Origin of the sequence: Marinomonas sp. SBI8L (assembly GCF_001624705.1) — a bacterium.
Lineage (GTDB): Bacteria > Pseudomonadota > Gammaproteobacteria > Pseudomonadales > Marinomonadaceae > Marinomonas.
In genome coordinates this window covers 93094-109472 of sequence record NZ_JSEO01000010.1, presented here as the reverse complement: position 1 = coordinate 109472, position 16379 = coordinate 93094, and the positions used below count along the sequence as shown (strand labels likewise).

Annotated in this window: 15 protein-coding genes; 2 read left to right on the top strand and 13 right to left on the bottom strand. The window is 38.1% G+C overall.

Annotated features, from left to right (window positions below; genetic code table 11):
• Positions 1-7: 7 nt before the first annotated feature.
• Both OA91_RS15710 and OA91_RS15705 read right to left on the bottom strand, forming a co-directional pair.
• Entirely contained in the window at positions 8-805 is a 798-nt protein-coding gene (locus OA91_RS15710) for an ATP-binding cassette domain-containing protein (RefSeq protein ID WP_063339495.1), read from the bottom strand.
• A gap of 62 nt (positions 806-867) precedes the next feature.
• Positions 868-1995 (bottom strand): ABC transporter permease, encoded by a 1128-nt coding sequence (locus OA91_RS15705; RefSeq protein WP_046017999.1) that lies wholly within the window; start codon positions 1993-1995, stop codon positions 868-870.
• Between the two features lie 400 nt (positions 1996-2395).
• Here OA91_RS15705 and OA91_RS15700 point away from each other — a divergent pair, with 400 nt between their 5' ends.
• Positions 2396-3355 carry a sugar ABC transporter substrate-binding protein gene (locus OA91_RS15700; RefSeq protein WP_063339496.1) on the top strand — a complete coding sequence of 320 codons (960 nt, stop codon included), beginning with the start codon at positions 2396-2398 and terminating at the stop codon, positions 3353-3355.
• A gap of 122 nt (positions 3356-3477) precedes the next feature.
• Positions 3478-4341, top strand: a complete 864-nt coding sequence (locus tag OA91_RS15695; RefSeq protein WP_046018001.1) for a MurR/RpiR family transcriptional regulator — start codon at positions 3478-3480, stop codon at positions 4339-4341.
• Here OA91_RS15695 and OA91_RS15690 read toward each other — a convergent pair whose 3' ends face one another.
• The 11 genes from OA91_RS15690 to OA91_RS15640 form a co-directional block, all read right to left on the bottom strand.
• A complete protein-coding gene (locus OA91_RS15690) occupies positions 4342-5955 on the bottom strand; it encodes a sensor domain-containing diguanylate cyclase (protein WP_063339497.1) in 1614 nt (537 codons plus the stop codon). It abuts the gene before it with no gap.
• 113 nt (positions 5956-6068) lie between these two features.
• Positions 6069-6665: a hypothetical protein gene (locus OA91_RS15685; protein WP_063339498.1), complete on the bottom strand. Its 597-nt coding sequence runs from the start codon at positions 6663-6665 to the stop codon at positions 6069-6071.
• Between the two features lie 147 nt (positions 6666-6812).
• Positions 6813-9356, bottom strand: coding sequence for an ExeM/NucH family extracellular endonuclease (locus tag OA91_RS15680; RefSeq protein WP_063339499.1), 2544 nt, complete (start codon positions 9354-9356; stop codon positions 6813-6815).
• 948 nt (positions 9357-10304) lie between these two features.
• A complete protein-coding gene (locus OA91_RS15675; protein WP_063339500.1) occupies positions 10305-10655 on the bottom strand; it encodes a 5-carboxymethyl-2-hydroxymuconate Delta-isomerase in 351 nt (116 codons plus the stop codon).
• A gap of 3 nt (positions 10656-10658) precedes the next feature.
• Positions 10659-11474, bottom strand: coding sequence for a class II glutamine amidotransferase (locus tag OA91_RS15670; protein WP_046018006.1), 816 nt, complete (start codon positions 11472-11474; stop codon positions 10659-10661).
• Positions 11475-11480: 6 nt separating this feature from the next.
• On the bottom strand, positions 11481-13370 hold the full coding sequence (locus OA91_RS15665) for a VWA domain-containing protein (protein WP_063339501.1): 1890 nt from the start codon (positions 13368-13370) through the stop codon (positions 11481-11483).
• An 84-nt stretch (positions 13371-13454) separates the two neighbouring features.
• A complete protein-coding gene (locus OA91_RS15660; protein ID WP_063339502.1) occupies positions 13455-13934 on the bottom strand; it encodes a YcgN family cysteine cluster protein in 480 nt (159 codons plus the stop codon).
• A complete protein-coding gene (locus tag OA91_RS15655; RefSeq protein ID WP_063339503.1) occupies positions 13934-14230 on the bottom strand; it encodes a YcgL domain-containing protein in 297 nt (98 codons plus the stop codon). Before OA91_RS15655 ends, OA91_RS15660 begins: the two co-directional genes overlap by 1 nt.
• A gap of 43 nt (positions 14231-14273) precedes the next feature.
• On the bottom strand, positions 14274-15416 hold the full coding sequence (rnd, locus tag OA91_RS15650; protein ID WP_063339504.1) for a ribonuclease D: 1143 nt from the start codon (positions 15414-15416) through the stop codon (positions 14274-14276).
• A 1-nt stretch (position 15417) separates the two neighbouring features.
• Positions 15418-16014 (bottom strand): recombination mediator RecR, encoded by a 597-nt coding sequence (recR, locus tag OA91_RS15645; RefSeq protein WP_063339505.1) that lies wholly within the window; start codon positions 16012-16014, stop codon positions 15418-15420.
• Positions 16015-16046: 32 nt separating this feature from the next.
• Entirely contained in the window at positions 16047-16373 is a 327-nt protein-coding gene (locus OA91_RS15640) for a YbaB/EbfC family nucleoid-associated protein (RefSeq protein ID WP_046018011.1), read from the bottom strand.
• Between the last annotated feature and the right edge of the window lie 6 nt (positions 16374-16379).

Here is a 16379-nt window from a genome sequence, read left to right as displayed (position 1 = left end):
CTTCCACTTAAGCGCTGGCATCTAAACGGCTAAATTCTTCTAGTTCTGCCGTTAATTCATCAAGCTCTTGGCCACCAGCCATCATTTCGAGAACATCCTCACGACTCACCTCAGATTTAAGGAAGGAACCTAGACTCTGACCACGGTTTAACAAGGTAAACCTGTCAGCAATTGGATAAGCGTGATGCACATTATGGGTAATTAAAATAACGGCTAAACCACGGGCTTTAGCCTTAGCCACAACTTTCAAGACATTAGCTGATTGTTTAACCCCCAGTGCGGCTGTTGGCTCATCAAGAATGAGCACCTTAGCACCGAAATGAATTGCCCTAGCAATAGCGAGACATTGCCGCTCGCCGCCAGACATAGTGCCAATAGCCTGAGATGGATCACGTACATTAATCCCCATATCAGCCATACCCTGTTGTGCTATCTTGTCTGCTTTTTCGATATCAAAACGTTTGAATATGCCTTTACCTTTAGTGAGTTCACGGCCCATAAAAAAGTTACGGGTAACACTCATTAATGGCACTAGCGCCAAATCTTGATAAACCGTCGCAATACCTGAGTCCAGTGCATCTACTGGCGATTTAAATACAACAGACTTACCTTCAAAATGGTATTCGCCTTCACTGGGAGCATGCACACCAGCCAAGGTTTTTATTAAAGTTGATTTACCGGCACCGTTGTCGCCAAGCAAACAATGTACTTCTCCTAATTTAACCTGCATATCGATATTTTGTAGGGCAATAACAGAGCCGAAGAAACGACTCACCTTCTTTAATTCAATAATAAATTCACTCATATTCACTCACCTTAAAGGCACAAATGTTAGATTCGTTTAATAGTTTTAATAACAGGGCGAAATCAATGTCGCGCTTCAGTGACACGCTTACGAATGTAGTTATTGAATAGCACTGCTGCTAGCAGCATTACCCCTAGAAAAACCCTAAACCAATCTGAATCTATCCCAGTAAAGAAGATCCCCATTTGCACCACACCAAATATAAGTGCTCCTAAACATGCTCCTATTACTGTGCCATAACCACCTGTTAATAAAGCACCACCGATAACGACAGCAATAATGGCTTCAAACTCTTTTAATACACCTCGGTCAGCAGCAGCGGAACCAAACTCAAATACCTGACACGCGGCATAAACGGTTGCGGTAAAAGCAGTGAACATGAATAGAGAAATCTTAACTTTGTCGACAGGTACACCCACATTGCGAGCAGCCTTATCATCACCACCTACTGCATAAATCCAGTTACCATATGATGTTCGAAGCAATATCCAGCTACTGATAGCAGCTAACAACAAACACCAAATAACCACCATAGGAATGCCTTCAACAATAGGCGACCCATCTTTATAAGAGTCAATCACTCCCATATCTGCTAACCAAACAAACAAGCCATTACCAAATGTGCCGCCAAATAATGGTGCTAACCAGTCATTTTCAGAAAACTTCTTAACACCACCTACTATGGTGCGATTAGTAAAGAGAATGGATAATGCGATGGTCAAACCACGTAAGATAAAGAGAAAGGCTAAAGTAACGATGAATGATGGTAAGCCAGTTTTAACGACAACATAGCCATTAAGGTAGCCAATGAACATTGCGCCAATAAAAGCAAAGATGATTGCAGCCCATATTGGCCAACCCCAATAAACGGCCGGTATGGTCATCATCATGCCGGCGAAACCTATCATGGAGCCAATTGATAGATCGAACTCACCTGCAATCATTAATAGGCAGGCGCCTATTGCAATTACGCCAAGCTGAGCAGAAACTGTAACCCAGTTAATAACACCGTCAGCCGCGAACATACCTGAATCGCCTGCTGTTAGAATAAAAAAGACAAATACCAAAATAGCACCCGATAAGGAGCCAAATTCAGGCCTGTGTAATAGTTTCTTCCAAGCTGGAACACTTCTTATACGCTCATCTTTTTCTTGCGCTGCGACATTCACCGCTTGCACTGAATCACTCATACTCTGTCACCTTTCACTTTTATATTTATTTTTGCTACTAAATCACTCTTATCCAGCATTCTAGGCAAAACCTTAAACACTGAGGAAGAACCCAAGATCAATTCCAAGAATGAAACCATATTAGAATATTTATTTCATTTTTGAAACGTTTTTTTAATTTTCATTTCAGAAAATCGTTGCTAAAAAGTCATATAAACTCAACACGTACAAATTAAACACAACAAAAACAACAAGATAAACTAAAAAAAGCAATATGAAATGAAATAATTAATTCTATTGCTAATATGAAATTTATATTCTATTATGATTCTGCTCTTGTATATTAATCGTACAAAACGTGTTTTACCTCTCAGGTAAAATAGTCAAAATAAAAATAATTTTGTGTGAACGGAGATTAGTAATGAAAACCTTTTTAAAGAAAAGTAGCGCTCTATTAGTGGCTAGTGCTGCGACATTTGGCGCAATGTCCCTCTCTACTACAGCCCATGCAGAAGGCGAAAGATTTGTATTTGTATCCCATGCACCTGACTCAGATTCTTGGTGGAACGTTATTAAAAACGCCGTCAAACAAGCGAGCGAAGACTATGATGTACAAGTAGATTATCGAAATCCGCCAACAGGTGATTTGGCCGATATGGCAAGAATCATAGAACAAGCTATCGCAACAAATCCAGACGGTCTCATTGTCTCAATTGCTGACTTCGACACTTTAGAAGGCCCATTAGAAAAAGCCAAAAAGCGTGGCATCCCAGTTATTACAATGAATTCAGGTACTCAAGAGCAATCTGCAGCACTAGGTGCTGAGCTTCATATTGGACAACCTGAGTTTGCAGCAGGCTTAGGGGCAGGTCTTAAAGCAAAAGAAGCCGGTGTCAAAAACTTCTTATGCGTAAACCATTACATTATGAACCCAGCATCTGTTGAACGTTGCATGGGATTTGCCAAAGGTCTAGGTGTTGAGTTAGGTAGCCAAATGATCGACTCACAAACTGACCCGACCAATGTTGAAACCAAGGTATCTGCTTATCTTCGTAAGAACCCTAATACACAAGCGGTTCTCACATTAGGGCCAACATCCGCTCACCCGACCTTGAGGGCACTTGAAAAAAACAAGATGCATGATCAGGTCTATTTTGCGACCTTTGATCTAAGTGGTGAAATTTCTAGTGCGATTAAAGATGGACGCATTGATTTTGCAATTGACCAACAACCTTACTTACAAGGTTATTTACCCATTACATTCTTAACACTTAATGCCCGTTATGGATTAATGCCAAGTAATGACGTCAACTCTGGCCCTGGGTTTATTACTAAAGCCAATATTGATTTAGTCGAAAAACTTGCTGGTGAATATAGATAAGATTTTTTGTGCCCTTGTGCTATCGCTCAAGGGCACACTTTATCTTGTTAGCAATCTTCGCAGGTATTCAGGCATAAAATTGTTTATAATGACGCGTTAACACCTTGTCCAGGAGGCTTTTTTTGCAAGCACCAACCTCTTTAGAAGATTTACAACAAGCCATTAGTAAAGAATATGAATCTTTAAGCAAACGCTTACAGCAAGTGGCTCGTTTTCTACTTGAACATCCGAACACGGTTGCACTTGAAACTGTCGCAAGTTTAGCTGAACAATGTGATGTACCACCTTCTACGCTAGTCCGTTTTGCTGCCGCTTTTAATTACAATGGTTTCACTGAGATGCAAAACTTGTTTAGGCAGTCTTTAGTTGAACAAACGTCGAGCTACAGTGAACGTGTACAATTAAGTCAGAGCACCACTGCTAATAATATGGTTAACCCCAGTATTATTTTAAGTGAGTTTAGTAGTAGTAATGCTTTCTCAATGAAGCATATGAGCCACCACTTTCCTGAGACAATGCTTAACGATGCTATTACTTTATTAGAATCTGCAAACAATATTTATTTGATTGGTTTACGTCGTTCCTTTCCAATTTCAACCTATTTTGCATACAGTTTAAGACACTTAAATAAGCCAACCCACTTGATTGATGGAACAGGTGGCATGTTAATGGAACAGGCCAGCAACATACGTAAAGGAGACGTTATCATAGCAACCACTTTTAGCCCTTATGCTAAAGAAACCGTTAACGTTACTGATTTTGCCTATAAGTCAGGGGCAAAGGTGATAGCACTAACCGATAGTAAATTAAGCCCTCTTTCGGCCATTTCTGATTTATGTTTTGATATTAAAGAAGGTGAAGTGATGGGGTTTAGATCGCTAACCTCATCAATGACATTAGCCCAAACACTTTTAGTAGGTTTAGCATACAGGTTAAACAGTGACGGCATGCTATCAGATACTCAAACAACACCTTGGAATAAGTAGTTAATTATCCATATTATGATAATTAACTATGGTGTTACGCCCCAGTTTTTTTGCCAAATATAAGGCTTTATCTGCTTTGATAAAAAATGGATTAGCCTCTATCTCATTTACAGCTAAAGTATGATAAAAACCCACACTAATACTCACCCTACCTAGATAAGATGATTCATGTTTTATATCTAACCTTAATAACTGCTCTTTGAGTTCGGCCAAAATGGATTCAAGCATTTCTACTGGTAAACTGTAGGCTAGCAACACAAGCTCATCACCACCATATCGACAAGCAATAACATTAGTGTGTTTACCTTCTATTTCGATTAATAATGAAGCAAGTTTTATTAGAAGTTCGTCCCCTTTTTTATGGCCGTAATGATCGTTATATTGTTTGAAATAATCACAATCAATCATGCATACACAAAAGCTTTCATTCGCTTTAACCGTTTTATACCAAAGCCTTTCAGATAACTTATCCATATGCCGCCTGTTGGCAAGGCCTGTTAAATAGTCCTGTCTAGCAACAAGCTGTAGACTTTCATTCTTTTCCCTAAGCTGCTCTTGTTGATACTGAACCCTTTCAAGTAACCGATTAAAAGCACTGACAATTAAGTTCACCTCCAAGGTATTAAATCTAGGGAATTTATATTGGTAGTTACTGGTTTCATTAATTCGGTTTAGTTCAGACGAGATGTATTCCATTGGTTTAACGACTTCTCTGGAAATCAAACGAAAATACAATAAAGGAATTGCTAACCCTGCTGAAACACCCAAGATTAAAGTTAAAGAAATGAAAGCTTGTTTTGTCTGTTCTGAGTCAGCTTTAAAAGAAATAGATATTAAATTATTGCCATTAATATCAGGCAAACTAAAAGAGAGGTAACCGTTATCATTAATATAAGAATAGTTCTGATTAATATCATCAAACATATTATTAGATAGCACACTGTAGCGTTCATTTTTGGCCCACTTAACGTCAATGCCTAGCTGAGTCTCTGAGCGCCACTGCTCAATTAATACTTTATCCATCTTTTGAAAAAAGATTAAATACCCAGATTGCAGATTATTTGTGGGATTGGTAATCTTTGAAATGCCATATAAGTGCGGCACTTCATCTGTAATATAAATACCGCTACTCGATACTGCATCTTGGTTAACACTATCTAGGTGATTAATAATCGCATCTAGTTGAATAGGCTCAATATTAGAGACATTGTGCTGATCACATTGTTCATCTTCAAAAATTATCTCACACTCGAACTTTGTTCTTCTTTTCTGTGTAATAAGTTTTACTCCGGATAAACTTGCCGCGTGAAAGGTGCCAAACACATAGTTTTTATTTATGTATTGAACACCTTCTCCAACGTCTTCCATATAATTATAAGTATCCTCCCAAACACCATAGTCATAAGACCATACTTGAACACTTTTAAGGCTAGATTTAATCGCTTGAACAACTCGCTTAAAATCCTTTTTATCAGACTCTACTTGTATAGCTTGAATTTGAGGAAGCTCAATCCAGTACCGTATTGCTGCCTCGCCGCAAACAACCAGTAATAGAATAATTAGAAAAATAAACCTAAGCCTGTATTTGACAGACTTAGCTTGAACTCTTTCCAAAGCATCACTCCTCTAGTGAAACAATGCTTTAGTATAGTTAGTATATTTAAAAGGGAAGTGTAATGATCTGTATACAAATTTAGCGAATTTGAGAAAGACAAAAAATAGTTAAATCAGAATTTAAATCTCACACCCATACTTAATACTGAGTAACCACCAAAATCTGCATCAATATCTTTATAACTAATCTGAAGATCAGATGTATCACCAATATGACCTAAAAGCCCTAACCCAAATACACGATTAGAACCATCAAGCTCTTCAACAGCTTCTGCGCCTGGGTTAAAAAGCTGCCCTTCTTTAGATGTTAAATCCCAATAGGCTTTGCCATAGAAAGGAATTAAAGAAACCGATTCCCAAGCAAAACGATAACCTATAAGTATTGCCTGATGGCTTAATGAATATCTATCTGATGCACCACCTAGAGAAAAATTCTCTGCAAATAATGCATCTAACTCAAGGATAAAGTGGCTTTTAAATTCATATCCGAATGAAACATCTAGCCCAAATGCATCGGTACCAACGTTTTCGTTAGCAAAATTATTTGCAATATCAATATTTGAATAAACAAAACCTGAGGAAATAAAAAAACCATGGGACACTTCAGTGCTACTCTCATCTTGGCTAGTTTCATCTAATTCATCAGCAAAAACTGGTAATGCCATCAAACCAATCCAAATACTAGCTGCACACAAACTTAGTTTATTCATTTCCCTATAAATTCCTTTTACTCTATTTAGAACAGCATATTATCAAGTAAAAGCACTTTGTACAGCCGAGTAATAAATAACAAGAGCACAAAAAAGCCGTCACTTTAAATAAAGTGACGGCTTTTTAATGGCTAGCAAATTTACTCACTAACCCCAAAGAAAGGAGAAAAGACGTTTAAAAATATTAAATAATATTTCTAACGGTGACTCATGCTTTGGTTTTTCACCATGATCACCACGTTTTGTATATTCAATTTCAATAATCACAGGATCATGATCCGAAGATGAATACGCATTAGTCGATTTAGCCAGATCACCAGTATATTGGCTTGAGTACTCAAACAAGTTAGATTCAGCTGAATTGATATGCCAATCATCAGTTGCAACAACTTTACGTAAAAGTGACTTATTAGCTAAAGCATGGTCAAGACTACCCAGTTCACCGCTATAAGTATAAGAGTGAGCTTTTGGTCCTTGGAAATGTTCAACTAGGTTTGTAAAGCCATATGATTTAGCGACTTCAACCGCTACGCCACCATTAATCGCTTCACCGTTCAAGCTAGTTTGCTCAGCTGTCATAATTTTACGTTCAGAAGCACTCGCATCATAATCAGTCAAAACGCGGATTGGATCTTCTTGACCATAGGCATTTAAATCACCCATAACCAAAATATCACCTTTTACGTTTTCAGCTAAATAATCACCCAGTGTTACAGCGGCAGAAACCCTAAAAGCGTTACAGTTACCTTGGGCGTCATTTTCATTCGCTGTATCTTCGATACAAGCAGAACCTTTAGATTTCAGGTGATTAACAACTATGCTCAACTTACGATTAGTTTCTTTATGCTTGAATTTTTGTAGCAAAGAGACACGCATATATTTATCGAATTGCTCACCTTCAGAGTCGGTACCATGTTGTTCAGGCATATCAATCTTAACAGCGTCGCCAACCAAAGAAACGGCATCCGCACGATAAATTAAGCCTACAGCAATAGCATCGGTACCAACATTATCGCCTGCCGATACATAAGAATAAGGCAAAGCACTAGCAGGTTGAGTTGTATTTATTTGATCAACTAACGCAGCAATGGCACTAGTATCACTAAAACCGTTATTCTCAATTTCCATTAAGCCAACAATGTCCGCATCTATCATGCTTATTGCATTTGCAATTTTAGCGATCTGGATTTGATATTCACTGTCAACTTCTGCACCGCGGTTATCACCAAAAGCATTAGCGGCACCACCAAATGGTGAATTGAAAAGGTTTAATACGTTAAAGCTAGCAACACGAAGATTACCATCATCCGCTAGAATTGGACCGTATGAGGTACGATCAGATTCAAGATCACGAGAGAAGTCAGACTTTGCTAATACCACATCCTCACCTGCAATTAGGCGATACTGACTGTAACTATAAGCAATTACACCCTCTAGATTACTAATGCTATCTCCAACACGAATATAACCATCTTCAGGGTTAAAGTCTGGGAAGTAAGGAACAACACCATCTGCAGGCTTGGTATCCGTATCGATATACAGGGTACGTTTAGCGTTTTCTTCTGCAACCTTAACTTCGTCTTCAGTACCAGCTACATGAAGGTGTGTTGATTTATATATAGGTTCTGCATAACTCATAACCATGTTGTTACGATAAGAGTCATAATCAAAACTAAAATTACGAGACACAATTAAATCAGAGTTTGTAGTTGTCACAAACATACCTTCATAAGGCTCTAATTGATCGTGAAGTAAACTATCAGAATTAAGATCAAGCTGTGTTGATTGGACTTGGTTATTTGAACTCAAAATTTCATAGGCACCTGAGTCCATAGAAATTTGGGTTGAAGAGTAATACTCAGTGACTTCACCTTGTAGACAAATCTCATCACCGACTTGAAGCCCTGTAGGCGTAGTATTGGTGTATACGAAGAGACCATCTGATGTAGAGGCATCACCATCACCCGTGGCATCTTGAATAAAGAAACCTGAATACAAACTAGTTACTATGTCAGTAACAACCCCTGATGTGTAGTGCGTACCACCTGAAAAGCTACCTTCAATGATTAATGGACTAGTATCACCACTTCCTTGAATTGCATAGGTAGGTGTTAATACCGCTCCAGAACAAGAAAATGGTTCAGGCTCAACAACGTCACCATTTGGAGCAACACCCATACCATCATAGTTATCTTTTGCTAATACATTCCATGCAGCAGCATTCCATACCCCATCGGCAATGGCTGTATTATCAACTCGGTCATAACTTGCGTCTTTGGCAAAGTCTGTATCACCGTATTGACCGAAAAAGTCTAAGGTTTGACCATCACTAATACGTACAATTGCGACAGGATCATCGCCATTAAAGTTAACAGACGATGATGTTTGGTTCGCTATAGCTAATAGCGCATCACTTGCTGATGAACTCGCAATAACAAAAACACCACCAGCAGCTAAACTTACATTATCAAAGTTAATATCGTTTGGTGAATTAGCATCACCATTAGAATATTTAACTAATTTATAATCTGATAAGCTAACTTCTGCTGAACTTGTATTATAAATTTCAACGGCTTTATTATAGCTACTACCTTCAACATATTGACTAATAATGAGCTCTGCTGATGCAGTAGAGGCAACGACACTGGCGATTGATGTCGCTAGAATCGTTTTAACAGGTATGCTTTTCACTCTTGATCTCCATTCATTTTTTTGAGCCAGAAATGAATGCTAATTCTTTTAGCAAATGAGATTAAATAATTCCTTTTATATCCCAACTTCAAGCTATTATTTTTTTATACGTAAAGAATGAGCATAAAAAATGACAGTATTAAACTGTCATTTTCATACACTTTCTGCAATATGACACAATCTTGACCGTTCGAACAGCCTTAAGCAGAAAATATTCATTATTTAGAACAATCCATAAAACCAAAGCGAATATCAGATATAAACACGCATACTTATCACAATTAGCTAAATTATCATGTATATTGAAAATTTCTAGAAATTCAATTGAAGAATAATTTAAAAGCAAAACGGCTATTTTAATGATGAGTTTTTCATTGATAAGGCTTTATCAATGAAAAATAATTTTAATATATTTCAGTATAATTAAGCTGCGATCAAATTTGTTGAAAACCTAATACATTCAGCATTAATACATAGCCATTGAACTTGTTTTTCTATGATAGAATTTTTTTATTTTCTCTAATTTTCACACTATGAAATCAATTAAAATAAGGAAGTTTTTGTATTAACTGTACTTCTATAGCAGCCAGTTTAAATCTATTCATTCTATAACTAGAAGGCATTCTATATAGAAACCTAATGGCAGAAGCATGCTAAGCGGAGAAAGGTTAGTTCGTATAATATAGTCAGTTTACTGAATGCAAACGGGCTGAAAAATAGAGAGCTTACTAATAAGTCATCCCTGTTCATCATGTGAATAAAAGCACCTAGATTTATAGCAATATTCGCAACTTAGTAATCATTCTGTGAATAAGACACTTAACGTAAATATAAGACTCTTAGACTATACTGTCTGGGTCTTTGAATAGTGCCTATTCGACACGACTGAAAGGCAGCAGACTGAGAAAGGATGACTTATTCGCAGTCTACTTGTTAAATCATAACGATCTAATTAAGAATTTGTTTTGCATAACATTCAGTGTCTAGATCATTAATTTCAACTGTGACAGACACCTTAGCTAACGGCAATACCAACACAGAATCTAAAATAGATTTAGAAAGCAGTTTTCTTTGTAACATGTTTCGCCCAGCGAGCAACTTGACCTCAATATGTATAAAATCAGCATTATCAGTCTGGCCAGCTGACTGATAATAATCATAGGAAATTGCTCGTGTCTTAATATCTTTTAACTCAAACAAAGCAGATTTCAAACACCCTTCTGTCACCTTATCCATTAAAGTTTCTATCTCTATTTGCCCTTTTAGCGCACTTGCATACTCAACAATACAATGAGGCATACCCTACTCCTTTTGCTCGGTATTAAGTGGTTGATCAAGCTCTTTTTTAATTTGTGAAATGAGCTCACCTTGTGAAAAAACACATAATTCACCCGTTTGCATTTCATGCCAAACTTCATCATTTGTTAAAGGTTGAGTCGCTATGACAGTCACGACATCTTTATCTGTAGTCACTTCTTTGAAGTCAATACTAACGTCATCATCTGATAAACTCGCCTGTTTGAAAGGTGCTCGACGAGTAATCCAGTGCAATTTAGTGGTGCAATAGCAAATTAGCTTATCGCCATCTGAAAGCATCATGTTAAAGACACCCATAGACCTTAATTCGTCTGCTAGCGTATGTAGTTTTTTAGATAAAATTTCAACACTTGGCTCTGAATCAGGAAAAGCTTCTTGTAATCGTGCAAGTATCCAACAAAAGGCTTTTTCAGAATCAGTACTGCCTAACACTTGATGAAAGCCAGAACAGAGTGATTCTGAATTCTCTAATTGACCATTATGAGCATAACTCCATGTTTTCCCCCACATTTGACGATAAAACGGATGGGTATTAGGTAAACACACTTCACCAACATTTGCTTGACGTATATGGCTAATTACAACATCACACTTTAATGATGTTTTACTAATCACCTCAGCCATATCAGAGTCAGCACTAGGTCTAGGATCATGAATACACCAGACCTGTCCTTCTCTATACATAGCCACACCCCAACCATCTTTATGAGGCCCTGTTTTCCCACCTCTTGCTCTTAAGCCAGCAAAACTAAAACAAATATCAGTTGGTACATTGGCACTCATGCCAAGCAGTTCACACATAATCTTTTACACACTCTCTTCTGTGTTTGTTTGATTCGATTTTTTACGTTTTCGCATCCACCATATTCCCCCCCCAATGGCGAAGAATACAGCCAAGTTTATAAAAGCGTATACAAGGATTTCACTTCCAGAAAAGCTAATGTCGTTTTCATCATCTTGTGCCTCATCCTGTTCACCTGACATCAATGCTTCGGCCGACTCAGCAGCTTCATCAATACTAGCCTGTACATCCTTCATTAATTCAGTCGCATCAATTTCTATTTTTAACTTTTCTTCTAAGCTTTCATTTGTTTGTGCTTCAAGCCCTGAAAAGCCCTCGCGACTTTCTGCCAAGAAATCAGTAACGGCTGTTCCTGGTGCTACATCGGTTAACAAGTTAGAGGATTCAGGCTTGTTATAATTAAATTTTAGAGGGCTAGTTGCATAATCAAACCTTACTCCCGTTTGCGTAACCCCTTTCAACCTCACCTTCGCTGTAAAATTAACTTTTTTACTTGGTACAAGCTTTTGCCAGAAACCTGCACCTATGAGTTGCAATTCTTCTTCGACCCTAGTCGCATCAATATAATCCACTTCTAAAAAAGCCTGACTTCTAAACAAATCTAAACGCAAGTTTGAAGGCTTAACGCTAAACGACATTAAGCCATAATCTTCTTCTTTCACTGAAAGGCTTACTGCTGGTGTCACCGTAAAATACTGGCTTAGTTTCCTAGCAAATGACTGACCATCCAAAAAGCTTCTAAGCTCGTAATCTCCTTCAAGAATTAAAGATTCAAACTTATTCTTGAATTGATAACTAGATTGAGAAAGCTCTTTATTATCAAGTACTTCTAAGATCTCACCTCTGTGTCTAATAAGAGATTGCTCAGCTTTCAATACCTCCAGTAAAATAGGGTCTTGAATTAACTCACCGTTCTCATATAAACCAATACTAGAAAAAAGAGGTTCATTAACAAATAGCACGCTCGCAATATTACTAGCTTCAACTTTCAAGTTAGTAACAATACGAATACTCGACTTTTCAAGATCCACATCCTCAACTTGCCACGTCCCTAGCATAGGCTCTTCTACTGTCACTAAGGTATAACGTAGTCCATTTGCAACCGTTACTTTCTGATCGTCTTTTAAAGATAATACGTCACCTTTTGGCGCAATTACTTTAGGTTTTTTCCCTAACTTGTGAAAAACCAGCAAGGTAAATTCTTCGATACTATCGTCGATAAAAAAGGTATTACCTTCAAAAGGCAATTCATCTGCTTTATTAGCACTAGTAAAAATACGATTGAAGGTACTTAGTAGATCTTCCGGAACGGCAACCTCTGTATAACTGGCATTTGTTTTTACAGATAAGGTCTTTAGTAGCTCAGAATCGGTATAGCCCGTCATAGAAACTGTGTGGAGGTGAATTCCCTTTTCAATCAACTCATCTAGTATCGGGGTAAGTATTTTTTGGCGAGATAACTCATTAACGCTAGGATCTAAACTGATATCAACCATCCCATCAGTAACGAGAATCCAATGTTGCTCGCTATCAGTTGCAACCCCATTCGCAGCAGGGGTATCCAACATCAACCTAAGTACTGACTCAAGATCTGTCTGCAGATCTTCGGTGATATAGCCGCCTAGATTATTTTTCAGGCTAGCTTTAAGCTCTTCTGTGATGGGAGTTTCAGGAAGTAAGACTCTTGGCTCTTCACCAAATAGCCAAACCCCTAGACTGGATTCTTCTTCTGGTGCTAGGTCTGCAATCAATCTTAGGGATTCGGAGGTTAATCTATCTGGATCACTTATTACCATACTGCCAGATGCATCAACTATGACACGAAACTGCGTACTCGCATAAATATTTAAGCTTGTACCTAGCAGGCATATAGCCATGATAGCGCGTAACAACATAGATCTATCCTTAAATAATAACCTGTATTTGCTTACTAAATTGTTTTACTAAATTGAGAACAAATTACCAAAGCAAAAGACACATTATCCTAAGTCTAGATGCTCCGGCATGCCATGTACCCAACGTATTACATGGGTTTCCCAATCTTCTTCGGCAACTTTATTTTCACTTACAGCATAATCGCGAACACTTAACCCTTGACGAAGCATCTGAGAGTTATCACCTACCAATAAAGGGTGCCAATCAGGTAGTTTGCCTGTTTCATGATGCACTCGATAACTACATGTATCAGGCAACCAAGAAAACGCCTCTAACTGCTTTGGAGTTAAGTCAACACAGGATTTGACATGCTTAAACCTTTGAGGGTAGACCTTGCACTGACATGTTTTTATATTCAATTGATGGCAAGCTAAATCCGTATAAAAAATGTCATCCGTTTCATCATCCTGTAATTTCTGCAAACAACATTTGCCGCAACCATCACAGATACTTTCCCACTCTTGCTCGTCCATTTGCTCTAAGGATTTACTTTCCCAATAAGGCTGGTAACGCTTAGCAATCATTAATATGCAGCCTGAGTTGGTGTCATATACAAATCTAACAATGAGTCATCTTTAGCCGGTGGTAATTGTAGATAAAAACCCTGATCACGAATTGATGTCAAAACAGTTACCGCATCCGTTCTAGCCAGTTTTTTGTTTTCATCCAGTAATAACACCATTGCAGGTGTTCCTCGACCAAAGTGCTCCATCAGAGCTTCAGGCACAACTGATAACCCATCTTCTTTCGCAACATAGATATACATCTCATCCTGCTTAGTGGAACGATAAACTTGTACAATTTTTCTTTCTAATGACATAAGGAGTTACATTTCAATTTGATTTATATTAATTGCAAAAGGTTTATGCTTTAGCAAAACGCTGCAAAATGGGTTCTATTATCTCTTCTTTGCGCCAGCCTGTCATAGTAGGAGGCGTTAATATAAGCGCTTCATTTAAAAACAGGTGACGAACAATTGGATCTAGCTGTTTCTTTTTCAAAGCGGCTTCTGGCGCTATCCCCAAGCCTTTCGCTTTTTCTAGCACAAACGCTTTTATTGACTTAGATAATTCACCAGCCTGTGAAGGCAGTGGCATGTCTAACGCATTTTGATATTCATCTTTACTAAGTTCGTTTACCAGCGCCACCGACTTTAAAATATGCTCGCCATACAACCTATGCTGCCGCCCTGTCATTTCTTCCGTTCTTGATAACGCATTATGAGTATCAGGGAAGAAATTCGCGATAGCCCACAAAGTACGATCCTTAATGACCTGACCTTTGGGAACATCTTCATCACGGGCAGTTTTATCGCGCCATATAAATAATATGCGTAACAGAGTCAGGCTTTTTTGATTCAAACGCCAAGCCGACTTCACATTTGACCAGTTTTGCTCAGGGTCACTATTAAGCCTGTACTGATGAGTAATAGCGAGTGTATCTTCAAGTACCCAGTCCAGCATATTTTTTTCTTTCAATGTCGTAATTTGATTTTCATAAACATCTATCAAATACACTACATCCAAAGCAGCATAACGTTTTTGCGCTTCTGTTAAAGGTCGCTTTAACCAATCTGATCGTGTCTCGTCTTTTGCAATTTCGATATTTTTATAGGCAAGTATCAATTTCACATAACTTAACGACCATTGGCCACTAACATAGGCTTCACCAACCTGGGTATCATAGAATGGTGTAGGAACAACCCCTAGCAAGCGATCAAAAACTTCTAAGTCTTCGGAACAAGCATGGAATACTTTCACTACATTAGGGTTAGTCATTAATGCGGTGAGATCATCCCAGTTAGAGATTGCTAATGGATCAATTAAAACAGCATTTTCACCATCACTAATTTGAATTAACCCTGTAATCGGATAAAAAGTTGTACGACGAATGAACTCAGTATCCACAGCAATCACAGGTAGACTTGCGAAATGCGAACACCAAAGTGCTAGATCAGCATCACTTTCCACCCAAACGATAGGTACGTCTTTTTCATTTGTACTCATTTTATAACTTTTTCCGACCATCTAGAGCCAAGGCAAGCGTGTTACCATCGACATATTCTAATTCACCACCCATGGGAACACCGTGAGCAATACGTGTAATCTCAATTTCTTTTGGTTTTAGCAACTCAGCAATATAATGACTTGTTGCTTCACCTTCTAATGTCGAATTAGTTGCAATAATCACTTCTTTAACATCATTTTGGGTCACTAAGTTTTCTAACCTATCTAACCCAAGCTCATCAGGGCCAATGCCATCAATTGGAGATAAATGCCCTAATAAAACAAAGTATCGCCCATCATAACGTCCCGATGCCTCCATCGCAGCAACATCGGCAGGGGTTTCGACAATGCAAAGTGTCTGGGCATCCCTATCTGATGCACTACAAATTTGACACTCGAGATCTTCTGTCAAATTACGGCAGCTCGTGCATCTTCCTACTTTATCTAAAGCAGTTCTTAACGTTTCTGCTAAACGATCGGCACCTTGATGATCTCTTTCTAGAAGATACAATGCCATCTTTTGTGCTGATTTAGGACCAACACCAGGCAAACATCGAAGCGATTCAATTAGTTCAGCAATTAATGGGCTAAATACCAATTTTTAAAACCTTTTATATAATAATGAATGGATTAGAAAGGCATTTTAAAGCCAGGAGGTAAAGGCATACCTTCTGTTGCTGCATCCATCTTAGATTTCTGAGTTGATTCAATATTACGTACAGCATCGTTAACAGCTGCAGCAATTAGGTCTTCAAGAATTTCTTTATCGTCTTCAAATAAACTGTCATCTATTTGCACACGCTTAACATCGTGACGACCTGTCATAGTAATTTTAACAAGACCAGCACCAGACTGACCTTCAACTTCCATATTTGCAATTTCGTCTTGTACCTTTTGTACATTCTCTTGCATTTTTTGCGCTTGGCGCATGATATTGCCCATACCACCTTTAAACATTTTCTT

What these genes read in the sequence shown, in the direction of transcription:
- OA91_RS15710 (WP_063339495.1), bottom strand. Translation starts at nt 805, where the DNA reads ATGAGTGAATTTATTATTGAATTAAAGAAGGTGAGTCGTTTCTTCGGC.
- OA91_RS15705 (WP_046017999.1), bottom strand. Translation starts at nt 1,995, where the DNA reads ATGAGTGATTCAGTGCAAGCGGTGAATGTCGCAGCGCAAGAAAAAGAT.
- OA91_RS15700 (WP_063339496.1), top strand. Translation starts at nt 2,396, where the DNA reads ATGAAAACCTTTTTAAAGAAAAGTAGCGCTCTATTAGTGGCTAGTGCT.
- OA91_RS15685 (WP_063339498.1), bottom strand. Translation starts at nt 6,665, where the DNA reads ATGAATAAACTAAGTTTGTGTGCAGCTAGTATTTGGATTGGTTTGATG.
- OA91_RS15675 (WP_063339500.1), bottom strand. Translation starts at nt 10,655, where the DNA reads ATGCCTCATTGTATTGTTGAGTATGCAAGTGCGCTAAAAGGGCAAATA.
- OA91_RS15670 (WP_046018006.1), bottom strand. Translation starts at nt 11,474, where the DNA reads ATGTGTGAACTGCTTGGCATGAGTGCCAATGTACCAACTGATATTTGT.
- OA91_RS15665 (WP_063339501.1), bottom strand. Translation starts at nt 13,370, where the DNA reads ATGTTGTTACGCGCTATCATGGCTATATGCCTGCTAGGTACAAGCTTA.
- OA91_RS15660 (WP_063339502.1), bottom strand. Translation starts at nt 13,934, where the DNA reads ATGATTGCTAAGCGTTACCAGCCTTATTGGGAAAGTAAATCCTTAGAG.
- OA91_RS15655 (WP_063339503.1), bottom strand. Translation starts at nt 14,230, where the DNA reads ATGTCATTAGAAAGAAAAATTGTACAAGTTTATCGTTCCACTAAGCAG.
- rnd (WP_063339504.1), bottom strand. Translation starts at nt 15,416, where the DNA reads ATGAGTACAAATGAAAAAGACGTACCTATCGTTTGGGTGGAAAGTGAT.
- OA91_RS15640 (WP_046018011.1), bottom strand. Translation starts at nt 16,373, where the DNA reads ATGTTTAAAGGTGGTATGGGCAATATCATGCGCCAAGCGCAAAAAATG.